The following is a 14,978-nucleotide window of genomic DNA, read 5'->3' on the forward strand; positions in this document are numbered from 1 at the left end:
ACGAAAAAACACAGAATGATATGCTGAACATAAGCTTTTCTGCCTTTTCCCTCGAACAAGAACGCCGGAGGGCGAATGGCATTTGCCCGCAAAGTGTTCATTGTTCGAGGGGGCATGCGGCAGCATGAGCGAGCCGCTTGCCGACTACGGCAGAAAAGCTCGGACTAGAGCCTTCTCGACAGACTTTTTATTGGTTCATCAACACACCTGATAAAAAATAACAAAACGAAGGGCCAAAAGACGGCGCTGACGCTCGGACGATGAACAAACGCAGGCTCTCTGAAGAAATGCGGCTCTTCGTCTTTCAACTTTTATGAAGGAGAAGGTGGGGTTAGATGATGGAACGCGTTCCGAATGAATACGGCCGGTTTGGCGATTTCGGCGGCAAGTTTGTCCCTGAGACGCTCATGCTTCCGCTTGAGGAAATCGAAGCGGAGCTTGACAAAGCGCTTGCCGATGAATCGTTCAAACAAGAATACATCCGCATTTTGCAGCATTACTCCGGTCGCCCGACCCCGCTCACGTTCGCGCCGAATTTGACACGGCAAGTCGGCGGCGCGAAAATGTATTTAAAGCGCGAAGATTTAAACCATACGGGCGCCCATAAAATCAACAACGCGATCGGCCAGGCGCTTTTGGCAAAACGGATGGGCAAGAAAAAGCTGATCGCGGAAACCGGAGCCGGCCAGCACGGCGTCGCCGCGGCGACGGTGGCCGCCCATTTCGGCATGGATTGCATCGTTTTTATGGGCGAAGAAGACATCAAGCGGCAGGAGCTGAACGTGTTTCGCATGAAGCTGTTGGGCGCCGAAGTCGTGCCGGTGTCAAGCGGCAACCGAACGTTGAAAGATGCGACGAACGAAGCGATTCGCTATTGGGTCGCCCACTGCGACGACCATTTTTACATGATCGGCTCGGTCGTCGGTCCGCATCCGTACCCGAAAATGGTGCGCGAGTTTCAGCGCGTGATTGGCGATGAAGCGAAAGAACAGTTTCTCGCCCGTGAAGGGAAGCTGCCGGATGTCATCGTTGCCTGCGTCGGCGGCGGCAGCAACGCCATCGGCATGTTTTACCCGTTTTTGCAAGATGACGTCCGCCTCGTCGGCGTCGAGGCGGCCGGCAAAGGGATCGACACTCCGCACCATGCGGCGACCATCACAAAAGGGACGAAAGGGGTCATCCACGGGGCGATGACCTACCTGTTGCAAGACGAGTACGGACAAATTCTCGAACCGTATTCGATCTCAGCCGGCCTTGATTACCCCGGCGTCGGCCCGGAACATGCGTATTTGGCGAGCATTGGCCGCGTCCGCTACGAAAGCGCGACCGATGACGAGGCCGTCGCTGCGTTTCAATTGTTGGCGCAAACGGAAGGCATCATTCCAGCCATCGAGTCGGCCCATGCGGTGGCGAAAGCCGTCGAGCTCGCCCGCGAGATGCCGCCGGATGAAACGGTGCTCATTTGCCTGTCCGGCCGCGGAGATAAAGATGTGCAAACGATGATGCGCCATCTTGGTGCGAGGGAAGGTGAAGACATTGCCACTGTCCGTTAATCCGCCGCTATTTATCCCGTTTATCGTTGCTGGTGATCCGGCTCCCGATGTGACGATCGATCTCGCCTTGGCGCTTGAGGAGGCCGGCGCTGACATATTGGAGCTTGGCGTGCCGTACTCCGACCCGCTCGCTGACGGACCGACGATTCAACGCGCCGCCGCAAGGGCGCTTGATGGGGGCATGACGCTGCCGAAAGCCATTCAGCTTATTGGCGCGATGCGAAAAAAAGGGGTAAACATTCCGATTATTCTCTTTACGTATTACAATCCTGTGTTACAATTAGGAGAAGAATCCTTTTTTGCTTTAGCGCAGGAAAATGGCGCCGACGGCGTGCTCATTCCCGATTTGCCGTTTGAGGAAAGCGGTCCGTTCCGCGAACTTGGCGAACGGTTTGGTCTCCCGCTCATTTCGCTTGTTGCGCCGACGTCGAAGCAGCGGATCGAGCGGATCGCTTCGGCGGCGCAAGGGTTTTTGTATTGCGTCTCCTCGCTAGGCGTTACAGGCGTGCGTGAGGCGCTGCCGGAGACGCTCGGCGATTTCCTCCGCGAAGTGAAGCGGCATAGCCGCGTCCCGGTCGCCGTCGGTTTTGGCATTTCGGCGCCGGGGCAAGTGGCGATGTTGAAAGAGGTGTGCGACGGCGTTGTCGTCGGCAGCGCGCTCGTGCAAAAAGTCGAGCAGCTGGCTCCGAGGTTGCAGGCGCCGGACGAAAGGGAAGCGGCCGTCGCCGAGTTTGCTGCCTACGCCCGTTCGCTTGCCGCGCCGCTTCGAGAAGCCTATTCTTCGCGCTAAAAGTTCCGAATTGAAGGAGTTGGCGACAATCATGCAAGTAAAGGAATCGCTCCGGGGTCTTTCTCCGTACCAGCCGGGAAAATCGATCGAAGAAGTCAAGCGGGAATATGGCTTGCCTGACATTATCAAACTTGCTTCTAACGAGAATCCGTACGGTTCGTCGCCAGCGGCCAAAGCGGCCATCGCCGCTGAGCTTGACCGCCTCGCCGTCTATCCGGACGGCTACGCCCGCACGTTGCGCGAAAAGGTGGCGAAGTATCTTGGCGTCAAGGAAACACAGCTTCTGTTTGGCAACGGTTCGGATGAGGTGGTGCAAATTCTTTGCCGCGCCTTTTTAGAGCCGGGGGCGAATACGGTGATGGCGGCGCCGACGTTCCCGCAATACCGGCACAATGCCATCATCGAGCGGGCCGAGGTGCGCGAAGTGCCGCTTGTTGATGGGCGTCATGATTTGGAGGCGATGCTTGCTGTGATCGATGAAAACACGCGCATCGTCTGGATTTGCAATCCGAACAACCCGACGGGCACGTATGTGAATGACAACGAGCTGCGCGCTTTTTTGGATCGCGTGCCGCGTCATGTGCTTGTCGTCGTGGACGAAGCGTACTACGAATATGCGACGGCGCCCGACTACCCGCAGACGGTGCCGCTTTTAAACGAGTACGAGCAGCTTGTCGTCATGCGCACGTTCTCGAAAGCATACGGGCTCGCTGCGCTCCGCGTCGGCTACGGCGTGGCGAGTGAGACGCTTATCCGTGCCGTCGAGCCGGCGCGCGAGCCGTTTAACACGTCGACCATCGCCCAAGCGGCCGCGGCGGCCGCACTTGACGATCAAGCGTTTATCCGCGCCTGCGTCGAACGAAATCGCGCCGAGCTTGAGCGGTATTATCGCTTTTGCGAGGAGAACGGCCTGAAGTACTACCCGTCGCAAACAAACTTTTTGTTCATTGATTTCGGGTTGGACGGCGACGAAGTGTTCCGCTATTTGCTGGAGCGCGGCGTCATTGTCCGCTCTGGCCAAGCGCTTGGGCTGCCGACCGGCGTGCGTGTGACGGTTGGCACGAAAGAGCAAAACGACCGGGTGTTGGAACTCGTTTCGCAACTGCTTCGGGAAAAACAGCTCGCCTGACCGTTCAGGGGCGGGATGGATAGAAAAGATCGGCCCGTTGCTTTTCGAAAGCGGCGGGCGTACGTTTACATAAAGTAGGTGGGACGATTGGAAGGAAAAGTGTTCATTGTCGGCCTCGGCTTGATCGGCGGATCGATTGCATTGGCGATTAAAAAAGCGCATCCGGAGGCGATGATCATCGGCTACGACGTCAATGAGCGGCAGCTCGGCTTGGCGCGTTCCCTCAAGGTGATCGACGAAGCCGCCCGTTCGCCCGAAGACGGATACGGACAGGCGGATTTGATCGTTCTGGCCGTTCCGGTCATGCAGACGGAGGCGCTGCTTTCGTCGATGCCGATCGAGCGGTTGAAGCGCGGCGTGATCGTGACCGATGTCGGCAGCACGAAGCAGCGCATCGTCCAAGGCGCCCGCCGCCTGTTGGATCATGGCGTAGCGTTCATCGGCGGCCATCCGATGGCTGGGTCGCATAAAAGCGGTGTGGCAGCGGCAAGGGCTCATCTGTTTGAAAACGCCTTTTACATTTTGACGCCGACGGACGATGTGCCGCCGCAGCAAGTCGAGGCGTTGAAACAGTGGCTTGCGGGAACGAAAGCGCAGTTTGTCATCTTAACGCCCAAAGAGCACGACCGCATCACTGGCGTCATCAGCCATTTTCCGCATTTGATTGCGGCGAGCCTCGTTCATCAGGCGCGCGAATACGAGTGCGAAAACGCCCTCGTCAGCCGGCTGGCGGCTGGCGGCTTCCGCGACATCACCCGCATCGCGTCGAGCAATCCGGAAATGTGGCGCGATATTTTTATCCATAACAAGCATGAACTGCTTGCGCTCTTTGACCGCTGGATCGCCGAAATGGAGCGGCTGCGTTCGTTTGTCGAAGAAGAAAACAGCATCGCGATTTACCATTACTTTTTGGAGGCGAAACAGTTTCGCGACGGGCTGCCGTCGAGAACGAAAGGAGCGATTCCGTCGTTTTACGATTTGTATGTCGACGTGCCGGATTATCCAGGCGTCATCTCCGAAGTGACCGGCTATTTGGCCGAGGAAAACATCAGCATCACGAACATCCGCATCATTGAGACGCGCGAAGAAATTTACGGCGTGCTCCGCCTCAGCTTCCAAAGCGAAGACGATCGGGCGCGGGCGAAAGCGTGCCTCGCCAAACATACGAACTATGCCACCTATGAAGGGTAGCAAGGAAAAACAATGGAGGGATTTTGCATGCAGTTGCCAACCAACGTGTCGTCGCTCCGAGGAATGATCGAAGTCCCCGGCGACAAATCGATTTCCCATCGCGCCGTCATGCTCGGGGCGCTTGCTTCTGGACGGACGGTGATTGACCATTTTTTGCCTGGGGCGGACTGTTTAAGCACGATCGACTGTTTCCGGAAACTCGGCGTTGACATTCGCCAGGACGGGACGACAGTCGTTGTCGAAGGAGCCGGTCCCGGCGGGCTGCGCGAGCCGGCCGCGGTGCTTGATGTCGGCAACTCCGGAACGACGGCGCGCCTGCTTTTGGGCATTTTGGCCGGCCAGCCGTTTCACGCCTGCCTTGTCGGCGATGAATCGATCGCCAAGCGGCCGATGGGGCGGGTGACGAAACCGCTTCGCGAAATGGGAGCGCGTATTGACGGGCGTGAGGGCGGCAATTATACGCCGCTTTCCATCCGCGGCGGCGCGCTTCGTCCGCTTCGCTACACTTCGCCGGTGGCGAGCGCGCAAGTGAAATCAGCCGTTTTGCTTGCGGGCTTGTTCACCGACGGTGTAACGTCGGTCACCGAGCCGCACCGCTCGCGCGACCATACCGAGCGGATGGTTCGGTTGTTTGGCGGTGAAGTGAATGTGGATGGCTTGACTGTCTCGGTGACCGGTCCGCAACGCTTGCGCGGGGCGCACATTTACGTTCCCGGCGATATTTCGTCAGCTGCCTTTTTCCTTGTCGCCGGCGCTATTGTGCCGAACAGCGAAATTACGCTGAAAAACGTCGGCTTAAATCCAACGCGGACCGGCATCATCGATGTGCTTACACAAATGGGGGCGGATATGGCGATTGACAACGTCCGCAACGAGGAAACCGAGCCGGTCGGTGATATGACCATCCGCACGTCGATGCTTCAGGCGGTCGAAATCGGCGGGGATCTGATTCCAAGATTGATCGACGAAATTCCGATCATTGCCTTGCTCGCGACGCAGGCAGAAGGAACGACCGTCATCAAAGACGCGAGCGAACTGAAGGTGAAAGAGACGAATCGGATCCATACGGTCGTCACTGAGTTGAAAAAACTCGGCGCTGACATCGAAGCAACCGACGACGGCATGATCATCCGCGGCAAAACGCCGCTTTATGCCGATGGGATTGTTGTCGACAGCCATGGCGACCACCGCATCGGCATGATGCTCGCCGTTGCTGCCTGCATCGCTAAAGGGACGGTCCGCCTCGAGCGTTCGGAAGCGGTCGCCGTTTCCTATCCGGCGTTTTTTGCCGATCTCCGCTCGCTGCTGTAAAAGGCCTCCCGCCCCAAGCGGGCGGGCGGTCATATTTTGCGTTGTTCGTTCATATATTGTCAGTGAGAGGAATTGGCTTCGCATTTTTTGAAAGCGGATACATTCCCGGTTTCCGGCCGAAAAACGGCGCACCTTCCAGACAGCGAGCGGTTTGGTTGCGGAAACGGCCATGATCGATTATCATCATTCATGTTCCCGTTGTAACGGTACATAACGATTTGAATGGCAAAGGCGGATGGGCTCCTGTGGGCGCCCGGCCGCCTGCCGCAAGAGAGGGCTGACGAAACCATGACACGCGTCGAACAAATCATTCGCTTAGTGGAAAACGGAAACGTCGACCAAGCGTTGGCGCTCGTGCCGAAAGTGAAAAAATATGGAAGTGATGAAGAAAAATACACGCTTGCCGACTGCTTGTACGGATGGGGAATGCCGGAAGAGGCGAAGGAGCTGCTTGAGGAGCTGACTGCCCGCTATCCGGATGACGGCGACATTCGCCTGTTTTTGGCGGAAGTGTATACGGAGCTTGAAGCCGAAGAGGAAGCGCTCGCCATTTTGTCGGAGATCGACGAAGACGATCCGCAGTTTGTCCGCGCGTGCCTTCTTGCCGCCGATTTGTACGAAATGCAAGGGCTGGCGGAAGTGAGTGAGCGGAAGCTGCGTCAAGCGTACGAGAAAGCTCCAGATGAGCCGATCGTGCAGTTTGCGTTGGCTGAGTTGTATTTTTCGCACGGTGAGTACTCAAAAAGCGTGCCGCTTTATGAACAGGTGCGGAAGACGAACAAGGAGATGGCCGGCGTCTTGATCACCGAGCGGATCGCTGAGGCGCTCAGCCGTTCCGGGGAATTCGAGGCGGCGCTTCCGTATTATGAGGAGGCGCTCAATGAAAAAATGGACAGCCGGACGCTGTTCGCCTACGGATTCACCGCGTTGCAGGCCGGCTATACGCAAACGGCCATGGATAAGCTCAGCGCTTTAAAAGAGCTCGATCCGGACTACACTCCGCTTTACCTTTATTTGGCGAAAGCGTATGAACAAGAAGGACGGCTCGTGCAAAGCTATGAGACGGCGCTTGAGGGCATCGGCGTCGACGAATGGAACAAAGAGCTCCGCCTTTACGCAGGCAAGCTGGCGCTCAAGCTGAACAAGCCGGAGGAGGCAGAGGAACATTTGAAAAAAGCGCTTGAGATCGATGGCGGGTACATCGAGGCGCTCACGGTTTTATCAGCGCTTTGGCTAAATGAACAGCGCTATGAGGATGTCGTAGCGCTTCTTGAGCAGGCGATGGCCGATGGCGAGTACGATCCGCAGTTTGAATGGGACCTTGGGCGCGCCAAACATCGGCTTGAGATGTACGACGATGCATTAAATCATTACGGCGAGGCATATAATTTCTTTAAGCACAATGTCGAGTTCCTCGAAGAGTACGGATATTTTCTCATCGAGGAAGGAAATCGGGCGGCGGCGAAAGAAATATTTCAACAGATCGTCCGTCTCGACCCAACCCATACGGAGGCGGCGGAGATGCTGCTTGAGCTCGAAGAGTAGGGGAGAAGCGGTGGCCAAACCTCTTTCTTGGAAACCGATCGAGGGGGAAGCGCAGAATGACGCACGTATCCGTCAATGAGAAAAAAGAGTTTATCCGTTGGTTTTTAAGCCACTATCAGTTGAAGCGGCGCGAGTGTGTCTGGATTTTAAACTATTTGATGAGCCATGACCAGCTCATGCAAAAGGTGCATTTTGTCGAGAATGCCCAATATTGCCCGCGCGGCATCATTATGTCGACTCACTGCGTCGACGATGTGCCGTTCCGTTTTTACAAAGGCAATGTGATGACAACCGATGCAGAGAAATCGTTCCATGACATCCGTTTAAACCGCGACGAAGATATTTACATTCAACTGAATTTCCGCGCTTCTTTTCACTCGCCGCAATATGTTGCTGTGCTTGAGGAAAATCCGTATGCGCCGAAGCAGGCGCAAGTGAGCGAAAACGACCAGCGCCTCGCCGAGCAGTTTTTGGAACGCTCCATTTACGAATTCCGGCGCGGGCGGCTCATGAAGCTGATCGATGAGGCGCTTGACCGCCATGATGAAGAGGCGTTCCGCCGCCTGACCGATGAATTAAACAAATTGTAAAAACCTTGCCGCCGGCAAGGTTTTTCTTTTGCCGAAAAATATGGTATGGTGATGAAGGGAAGAAACTTTAAGGAAAAGGAGAGTACGAATGAAGTGGACAGGCGAGGACGTCGCCCTCTATGAACGAGAGCGCGACTACATCGACACGGCGCTCCTTCCGCTTTTGCCGGTGGCTTTCGGCCAAGGAGCGAAGCGGCTCGCTTCCGGCGGGGAGCTTGTCGGGCTCATCGCGGCTGAGGTCGAGCGACAGCTGAAAGGCCGGTTGTTTTTGATGCCGTCGTTTGTGTATTTTGCCGATGAGCCGCGGGCGCTGCTTACCGAAAGGCTGGCCGATTGGACCAACCGGCTTAGGCGGGAAGGAATGAAGCATCTGTTTTATGTGACGTGCGACCGTGCGTGGCAAGAGGGCGAAGAAGCTGACCGCGTTTGGTTCGTTCCCGTTGTTCCGCTCGAGAGCATGGGTGAATCGTACAAGCACGAGCTTGTCAGAGAGCAGGCCGCCGAGCTGCTCCGCTTTCTCATCGGTCGATGGGCGCAAGAGTAGATGCGGCAAAGTCCGACGTTTTGCCGCCTGCGATATTGACCTTGTCCAGCAATTGAGCTATCATTAGAATGTCCTAGTTTTCCATATGTGTTATACATACAATCGTCCGGTGCGGACTTGATTTTGCATAGAGGGGGGAAGACGATGAGCGACAACAAACATCGTGTAACGAGACGTCAGTTTTTAAACTACACGCTGACCGGCGTCGGCGGTTTTATGGCGGCAGGGATGCTGATGCCGATGCTCCGTTTTGCTTTTGATCCGCTCTTGAAGGATGAAGCAGGGACAGATATGGTCGCGGTGGCAGACGTCAAAGAGATTACGACCGAACCAAAGCGCTTCGACTTTAAAGTGAAGGTGAAAGACGCTTGGTACGAGTCGGAAGAGCCAAAATCAGCATGGGTGTATAAAACGGACAAAGGGGAGATCATCGCCCTGTCGCCGATCTGCAAACACCTTGGCTGTACGGTCGACTGGAACACGGACAAAGAGCATCCGAACCAGTTTTTCTGTCCATGCCACTATGGGCGCTATGAAAAGGACGGCACGAACGTTCCGGGGACGCCGCCGCAAGCTCCGCTTGACCGTTACGAGTACAAAGTGAAAGACGGCAAGCTGTATTTAGGCAAGGCGAAACCAAGAAAGGAGGCGTAATGCGTGTTAAACAAGCTGTATGACTGGGTCGATGAACGCTTAGATATTACGCCTTTATGGCGGGATATCGCCGATCACGAAGTTCCGGAGCACGTCAACCCCGCCCATCACTTTTCCGCCTTTGTCTATTGTTTCGGTGGGCTGACGTTTTTTGTCACGGTCATTCAAATTTTGTCAGGCATGTTTTTGACGATGTACTACGTCCCGGATATTAAAAACGCATGGGAATCGGTGTATTACTTGCAAAACGAAGTGGCGTTCGGCCAAATTGTGCGCGGCATGCACCACTGGGGGGCGAGCCTTGTCATCGTCATGATGTTCTTGCATACGCTGCGCGTCTTTTTCCAAGGGGCTTATAAAAAGCCGCGCGAAATGAACTGGATCGTCGGCGTATTGATCTTTATGGTGATGATGGGTCTTGGCTTCACCGGCTACTTGTTGCCGTGGGATATGAAAGCGCTGTTTGCGACGAAAGTTGGTTTGCAAATCGCGGAAGCGACGCCGCTCATTGGCCCGGCCATTAAGACGCTGTTGGCTGGGGACCCAGAAATTGTCGGCGCGCAAACGTTGACGCGCTTCTTTGCCATTCACGTCTTCTTCTTGCCGGCCGCTTTGCTCGGCTTGATGGCAGCGCACTTTTTAATGATTCGCAGACAAGGCATTTCCGGTCCGCTATGATCGGTCGATCCCGCGTTTAGAGGCGATAGAAAAAAGGAGGGAACCACGCAATGCATCGCGGAAAAGGAATGAAATTCGTCGGCGATTCTCGTGTTCCCGCGGTGAGAAAGCCGAATATTCCAAAGGACTATTCGGAATATCCCGGGAAAACGGAAGTGTTTTGGCCGAACTTCCTGCTCAAGGAATGGTTGGTCGGATCGGTCTTTCTCGTCGGTTTCTTATGCTTGACGGTCGCCCATCCGTCGCCGCTTGAGCGGATCGCCGACCCGACGGACACGACGTACGTGCCGCTGCCTGACTGGTATTTCTTGTTCTTATACCAATTGCTCAAATATTCATATGCGTCTGGTCCGTATACGGTCGTCGGGGCGATCGTCATCCCGGGGCTGGCGTTCGGCGCGCTTTTGTTGGCGCCATTTTTGGATCGCGGTCCGGAGCGCCGCCCGTGGAAGCGTCCGGTGGCGACTGGTATGATGCTGTTGGCGCTTGCGGCGATGATTTATTTGACATGGGAATCGGTCGTTACACACGACTGGAAAAAAGCGGCTGAACAAGGAAAAATTCGTGCGGAAGTGAAAATTGACACGAATGCGGAAGGCTATAAAATCGCTCAAGCGAACACATGTACATCGTGCCACGGACAAAACTTGTCCGGCGGCGCTGGTCCGTCGCTCATCGGCACCGGCTTGAAGCCGGAAGAAATCGCGAAGATTGCCAAGGAAGGGAAAGGCAACATGCCGGCTGGCGTCTTTAAAGGAACGGATGAAGAGCTGAAAAAGCTGTCCGAATTTATTGCCGGACTGAAAGCGGAATAATCGTTTCGACACGAAAAAGCTGACTCGCGTTAGTCAGCTTTTTTCGTGCCAACATGAAACCGAGGCGAGGTGCAGATGATGGCATGGCTTTATGCGCTGTTGGCTTCCCGGCCGGTTGTTTGGCTGCTCTTGTTCGTCAACGCAGCCGGCACCATCTATGGATATTATTGGTATCGTTATCAACTTGCCGATACGCCGCCCGTCTTTTTGCCGTTTGTTCCCGACAGTCCGACGGCAAGCCTTTTTTTTCTTGTCGTCCTTGTGGCATGGCTTTTCGGCAGGTCGGCGCCGCTTTTTGAAGCGTTGGCTTTGGTGACGCTTGTGAAGTATGGAATTTGGGCGGTCGTGATGAATGTGCTCGTTTGGCGCGTTACCGGCACGCTGGATTGGGCCGGCTGGATGCTCATCGTTTCGCACGGGGCGATGGCGATCGAAGGAATGCTGTACGCCCGGTTTTATCGATTCCGCTTCCTTCACCTTATGCTGGCGGCCGTGTGGACGCTGCATAACGATATCATCGACTACGTTTTTGGCATGATGCCGCGCTATAGTGTGCTGGCTGACTACGCCAACGAAATCGGCTATTTTACGTTTTGGTTGAGCATCGCATCGATTGCCGCTGCGTATCAGCTTGGCGTCCGCTTCCGGCGCCAGCCGCTTCTGCCGGGCGGCATGTCTTTCCGGCAGGCATCAGAGTAGAACGTTGAACACAAGGAGGAACGTTGGGCGGCAGCTTTCTATATAGATGCAACGAAGAAGTTTACCATATCCTTGACGAAAAAAGCGGTTTGTCCATTTTCGACTGTCGAAGGCAAGCCACAAGCTTGCCTCCGTCACGCCTTGGCGTGACGGAAGACCGAACAACCGCCTGCCCCCCTAGACCCATATATGGGTCTGGAAGCGGCGTTGTTCGGTCCCCCGACAGTCGATCGAATACTCGGTAAAAGGTGCAAATGGTAAAGCTTCGAATTACATCTATATAGCAGTTGCCTGGTCTACTCTTGTCCACTCCTTCATACATTGTACTAGTGGATGAGGGAGGGACGATGATGAAGCGAATCGGGCTAGCCATGTTGTTGTCGCTCGCCTTTTTATGGCCAGCGCCCATTGGCGCGGCTGGACAAACAAACGGTTGGGAGCAGTTGGACGATCTTTCCGACGAGGCGCTGCAATTGGCGAAAAACGGTCGTTTTGCCGAAGCCAAAGAAGTGCTCCGCTATTTTTCCGATCGGTTTTTCTCCCTTGGGGCAAAAGAACGGTTGAAATCGGCCGATGAATTGCGGGCGGTGACCGTGACGCACGAGCAGGCAGTCAAGGCGATGACGGCGCCGATCTCCGCGGAAGACAAAGTGGCGGCGATCACCCAGTTTCGCCTTGTTGTTGACGCCATCCATTCGACATACCAGCCGCTTTGGACGGAGATGGAGCCAGCTGTCATGGAGGCGTTTGCCGCGGTCGAAAAGGCGGTGCAACAAGGCGAGCAGAAAGCGTATGCCGCTGCCCTCCGCCAGTTGCTTGACCGTTATACATTGATCGAGCCGAGTGTGAAAATCGACGTGCCGCCGGATATCGCGACAAAGGTCGATGACGATCTTGAGGCGTTGCAGGCCGCCGCGTTTTGGCAGCGCAGCGAAGACGAGCAGCGTGAGCAGCTCGCCGATGCGCGTCAAGATCTTGAAGCGCTGTTTGCTGGAGTGAAAAAGGACGAAGCTGATCCGTCGCTGATTTGGGTGATGATTTCCACTGGCGGAGTGATCGTGTTGACGCTGACGTACGTTGGCTGGCGGAAGTACAAAGGAGAAAAGGAAGAGAAGCGGGCGCGGCAGCCGGAAGACTAAGCACCAGCGCTTTTTGCGAGGGGGGAAATGTTTCCCCCTCTTTTTTGTTTTCCCGTCGCTTTGTGCAAGCACCGCCCCGGCACTTTCAAGCGGCGCTTGCCGGGCTTGTCCCGGTTGGGCTTTCGCGCCAGCGGCTTTTCATGGCTCCAGCGGCTTTTCATGGCTCCAGCGGCTGCTTTTGTTCGTCGAGCGTAAACCCTTCGCCGAGTACGTCATGCACATCGGTCACGGCGACGAACGCATGCGGATCAACGGATATAATGACACTTTTTAAGCGCGGCAGTTCGTTTTTGGCGACGACGCAATACAAGACGTCGCGGTCGCGCTTCGTATACGAGCCGCGCCCTTTCAGCACGGTGACGCCGCGCTCCATCTCTGTCAAGATCCGGTTGGCGATCTCTTCGCTTTTTTCTGAGATGATGGTCGCCCCTTTTGCCGCATAGCCGCCTTCCTGCAGAAAATCAATGACCCGGGCGGCGATAAAGACGGCGACCAACGTATACATCGCCTCGCGGTATGACAGGTAAAGAAGAAGCGACAACGTGATGACGGCGGCGTCAAAGGCAAACATCGTTTTGCCCATGCTGATGCCTTTATATTTATGGACGAGACGGGCGATAATATCGACGCCTCCGGTTGTGCCGCCGTAGCGGAAAATAATGCCGAGGCCGACGCCGATAAAGACGCCGGCAAACAAGGCGGCGAGCGTCATGTCATGTCGAAGCGGCATATGAATCATGTAGCGTTGAAAGATGGACAAAAAGACGGAAACGGCGACCGTGCCGATGACGGTATAGAGAAACGTCTGGCGGCCGAGCAGCTTCCAGCCGATGAAAAAGAGCGGAATGTTGAGCGCCAAGTTGGTGATCGCTGGATCCAGTCCGAACAAAAAATAAAGAAGAAGCGTAATGCCGGTAAACCCGCCTTCCGCCAAATTGTTTTGCATGTTGAAATGAACGAGCCCGAAAGCGAAAATGGCGGCGCCAAGCAAAATAAACAAGCAGTTTTTGATCTTGAGTCCAAAAATCATACCGTCCCTCCGTCCGCAAAAATAGTCGGCGCCCTTAATTATAGAGGAACTTGTCCATATAGGCAATGACGAGCGAAAACGGACGGAATTGACAGCGGGCGAAAACATTTGTCAAATGCGCCGCTTTTCGCTAACATGAAAACAGACGAGGTGACAAGCCATGCAGGAGAAAACGATGAAACAAATGCAACAGGAAGTGGATGACTATATCAGTCAATTCAAAGAAGGCTATTTCAGCCCGCTCGCCATGCTGGCGCGGCTGACGGAAGAGCTCGGCGAGCTGGCGCGCGAGGTGAACCATTACTACGGGGAAAAACCGAAAAAGGCGACCGAACAAGAAAAAACGGTGGAAGAAGAGCTGGGCGATTTGCTGTTTGTGCTCATTTGCTTCGCCAATTCGCTCGGCATTGATTTGCAGGCGGCGCACGACCGGGTGATGGACAAATTTCGCACCCGCGACCGCGACCGCTGGACGCGGAAGGAGGAAGGATCATGACGATTCGCATTGTCATCGCGGGGCCGCGCGGCCGCATGGGCCGAGAAGCGGTTGCGCTCGTACAGCAAACCGATCACTTTGAACTGGCTGCGGTCATCGACCGCCGTTACGATGGACAAAATTTAGCGGAGATCGACGGATTTTCCGGCGTCAACGCCCCGATTTACACCGATGCGGCCCGCTGTTTTGCCGAGGTGAAGCCGGATGTATTGATCGATTTGACAACGCCGGAAGCCGGAAAGCGGCACACCGAGCTGGCGCTGCGTTACGGCGTTCGTCCGGTCGTCGGCACAACTGGATTTACGCCGGAAGAGATCGAGCGGCTCACCAAGCTGGCGGAAGAGAAAGAAATCGGCGCCATCATCGCGCCGAATTTTGCCGTCGGAGCAGTGTTGATGATGAAATTCGCCCGCATGGCGGCCAAATATTTCACTGATGTGGAAATCATTGAATTGCACCATGATCAAAAGCTTGACGCACCGTCCGGAACGGCGTTGAAGACGGCGCAGCTCATTGCCGAAGTGCGACCGTCGAAAAAGCAAGGCCACCCGAACGAAAAGGAAACGCTTGCTGGCGCGCGCGGCGCGGAATATGACGGCATCCCGATCCACAGCGTCCGTCTGCCGGGCTTTGTCGCTCATCAAGAAGTGATTTTCGGCGGCAACGGCCAGACGTTGACGATCCGCCACGATTCGTTCGACCGCCGCTCGTTTATGTCCGGGGTGAAGCTGGCAGTGGAAACGGTGATGCATCTACATACGCTTGTCTATGGGCTGGAGCATATTTTGGAATAGTGTGCAAACTGTGCAAACGG

Annotated in this window: 16 protein-coding genes; 15 read left to right on the forward strand and 1 reads right to left on the reverse strand. The window is 55.4% G+C overall.

The features are described from left to right. Nucleotides 1-338 precede the first annotated feature (338 nt). The 13 genes from trpB (at nucleotide 339) to ypjB (ending at nucleotide 12,638) form a co-directional block, all read left to right on the forward strand. Nucleotides 339-1,553 (forward strand): tryptophan synthase subunit beta, encoded by a 1,215-nt coding sequence (gene trpB / locus B9L19_RS07305; RefSeq protein WP_047752892.1) that lies wholly within the window; start codon nucleotides 339-341, stop codon nucleotides 1,551-1,553. After that, nucleotides 1,537-2,343, forward strand: a complete 807-nt coding sequence (gene trpA, locus B9L19_RS07310) for a tryptophan synthase subunit alpha (protein WP_025948480.1) — start codon at nucleotides 1,537-1,539, stop codon at nucleotides 2,341-2,343. Before trpB ends, trpA begins: the two co-directional genes overlap by 17 nt. 31 nt (nucleotides 2,344-2,374) lie before the next feature. After that, complete coding sequence (gene hisC / locus B9L19_RS07315) at nucleotides 2,375-3,472, forward strand: histidinol-phosphate transaminase (RefSeq protein ID WP_047752888.1); 1,098 nt, start codon at nucleotides 2,375-2,377, stop codon at nucleotides 3,470-3,472. An 87-nt stretch (nucleotides 3,473-3,559) separates the two neighbouring features. Further along, entirely contained in the window at nucleotides 3,560-4,663 is a 1,104-nt protein-coding gene (locus tag B9L19_RS07320) for a prephenate dehydrogenase (protein ID WP_025948478.1), read from the forward strand. 27 nt (nucleotides 4,664-4,690) lie between these two features. After that, a complete protein-coding gene (gene aroA, locus B9L19_RS07325; RefSeq protein ID WP_047752889.1) occupies nucleotides 4,691-5,974 on the forward strand; it encodes a 3-phosphoshikimate 1-carboxyvinyltransferase in 1,284 nt (427 codons plus the stop codon). A 288-nt stretch (nucleotides 5,975-6,262) separates the two neighbouring features. Beyond that, a complete protein-coding gene (locus B9L19_RS07330) occupies nucleotides 6,263-7,519 on the forward strand; it encodes a tetratricopeptide repeat protein (protein ID WP_047752893.1) in 1,257 nt (418 codons plus the stop codon). Between the two features lie 56 nt (nucleotides 7,520-7,575). Continuing rightward, a complete protein-coding gene (locus B9L19_RS07335; RefSeq protein WP_013144907.1) occupies nucleotides 7,576-8,109 on the forward strand; it encodes a ReoY family proteolytic degradation factor in 534 nt (177 codons plus the stop codon). Nucleotides 8,110-8,197: 88 nt separating this feature from the next. Then, a complete protein-coding gene (locus tag B9L19_RS07340) occupies nucleotides 8,198-8,653 on the forward strand; it encodes a YpiF family protein (RefSeq protein ID WP_013144908.1) in 456 nt (151 codons plus the stop codon). A gap of 144 nt (nucleotides 8,654-8,797) precedes the next feature. Then, a complete protein-coding gene (locus tag B9L19_RS07345) occupies nucleotides 8,798-9,307 on the forward strand; it encodes a Rieske (2Fe-2S) protein (protein WP_025948475.1) in 510 nt (169 codons plus the stop codon). Between the two features lie 3 nt (nucleotides 9,308-9,310). Beyond that, a complete protein-coding gene (qcrB, locus tag B9L19_RS07350; RefSeq protein ID WP_011231676.1) occupies nucleotides 9,311-9,985 on the forward strand; it encodes a menaquinol-cytochrome c reductase cytochrome b subunit in 675 nt (224 codons plus the stop codon). A 50-nt stretch (nucleotides 9,986-10,035) separates the two neighbouring features. Then, nucleotides 10,036-10,800, forward strand: coding sequence for a menaquinol-cytochrome c reductase cytochrome b/c subunit (locus B9L19_RS07355; RefSeq protein ID WP_025948474.1), 765 nt, complete (start codon nucleotides 10,036-10,038; stop codon nucleotides 10,798-10,800). A gap of 78 nt (nucleotides 10,801-10,878) precedes the next feature. Next, nucleotides 10,879-11,499: a lipoprotein heptaprenylglyceryl N-acetyltransferase LhaT gene (gene lhaT / locus B9L19_RS07360; protein ID WP_025948473.1), complete on the forward strand. Its 621-nt coding sequence runs from the start codon at nucleotides 10,879-10,881 to the stop codon at nucleotides 11,497-11,499. 350 nt (nucleotides 11,500-11,849) lie between these two features. After that, nucleotides 11,850-12,638 (forward strand): sporulation protein YpjB, encoded by a 789-nt coding sequence (gene ypjB, locus B9L19_RS07370; protein WP_025948472.1) that lies wholly within the window; start codon nucleotides 11,850-11,852, stop codon nucleotides 12,636-12,638. Between the two features lie 157 nt (nucleotides 12,639-12,795). Here ypjB and B9L19_RS07375 read toward each other — a convergent pair whose 3' ends face one another. Further along, nucleotides 12,796-13,668, reverse strand: a complete 873-nt coding sequence (locus tag B9L19_RS07375) for a YitT family protein (RefSeq protein WP_025948471.1) — start codon at nucleotides 13,666-13,668, stop codon at nucleotides 12,796-12,798. Nucleotides 13,669-13,828: 160 nt separating this feature from the next. On the opposite strand from B9L19_RS07375, the gene B9L19_RS07380 reads away from it, so the two are divergent. Both B9L19_RS07380 and dapB read left to right on the forward strand, forming a co-directional pair. Then, complete coding sequence (locus B9L19_RS07380) at nucleotides 13,829-14,164, forward strand: nucleotide pyrophosphohydrolase (protein ID WP_011231671.1); 336 nt, start codon at nucleotides 13,829-13,831, stop codon at nucleotides 14,162-14,164. Further along, nucleotides 14,161-14,958: a 4-hydroxy-tetrahydrodipicolinate reductase gene (gene dapB, locus B9L19_RS07385; protein ID WP_025948470.1), complete on the forward strand. Its 798-nt coding sequence runs from the start codon at nucleotides 14,161-14,163 to the stop codon at nucleotides 14,956-14,958. The genes B9L19_RS07380 and dapB overlap by 4 nt, the downstream gene beginning before the upstream one ends. The last annotated feature ends 20 nt before the right edge of the window (nucleotides 14,959-14,978 follow it).

It is taken from the genome of Geobacillus thermocatenulatus, from assembly GCF_002217655.1.
GTDB lineage: Bacteria > Bacillota > Bacilli > Bacillales > Anoxybacillaceae > Geobacillus > Geobacillus thermocatenulatus.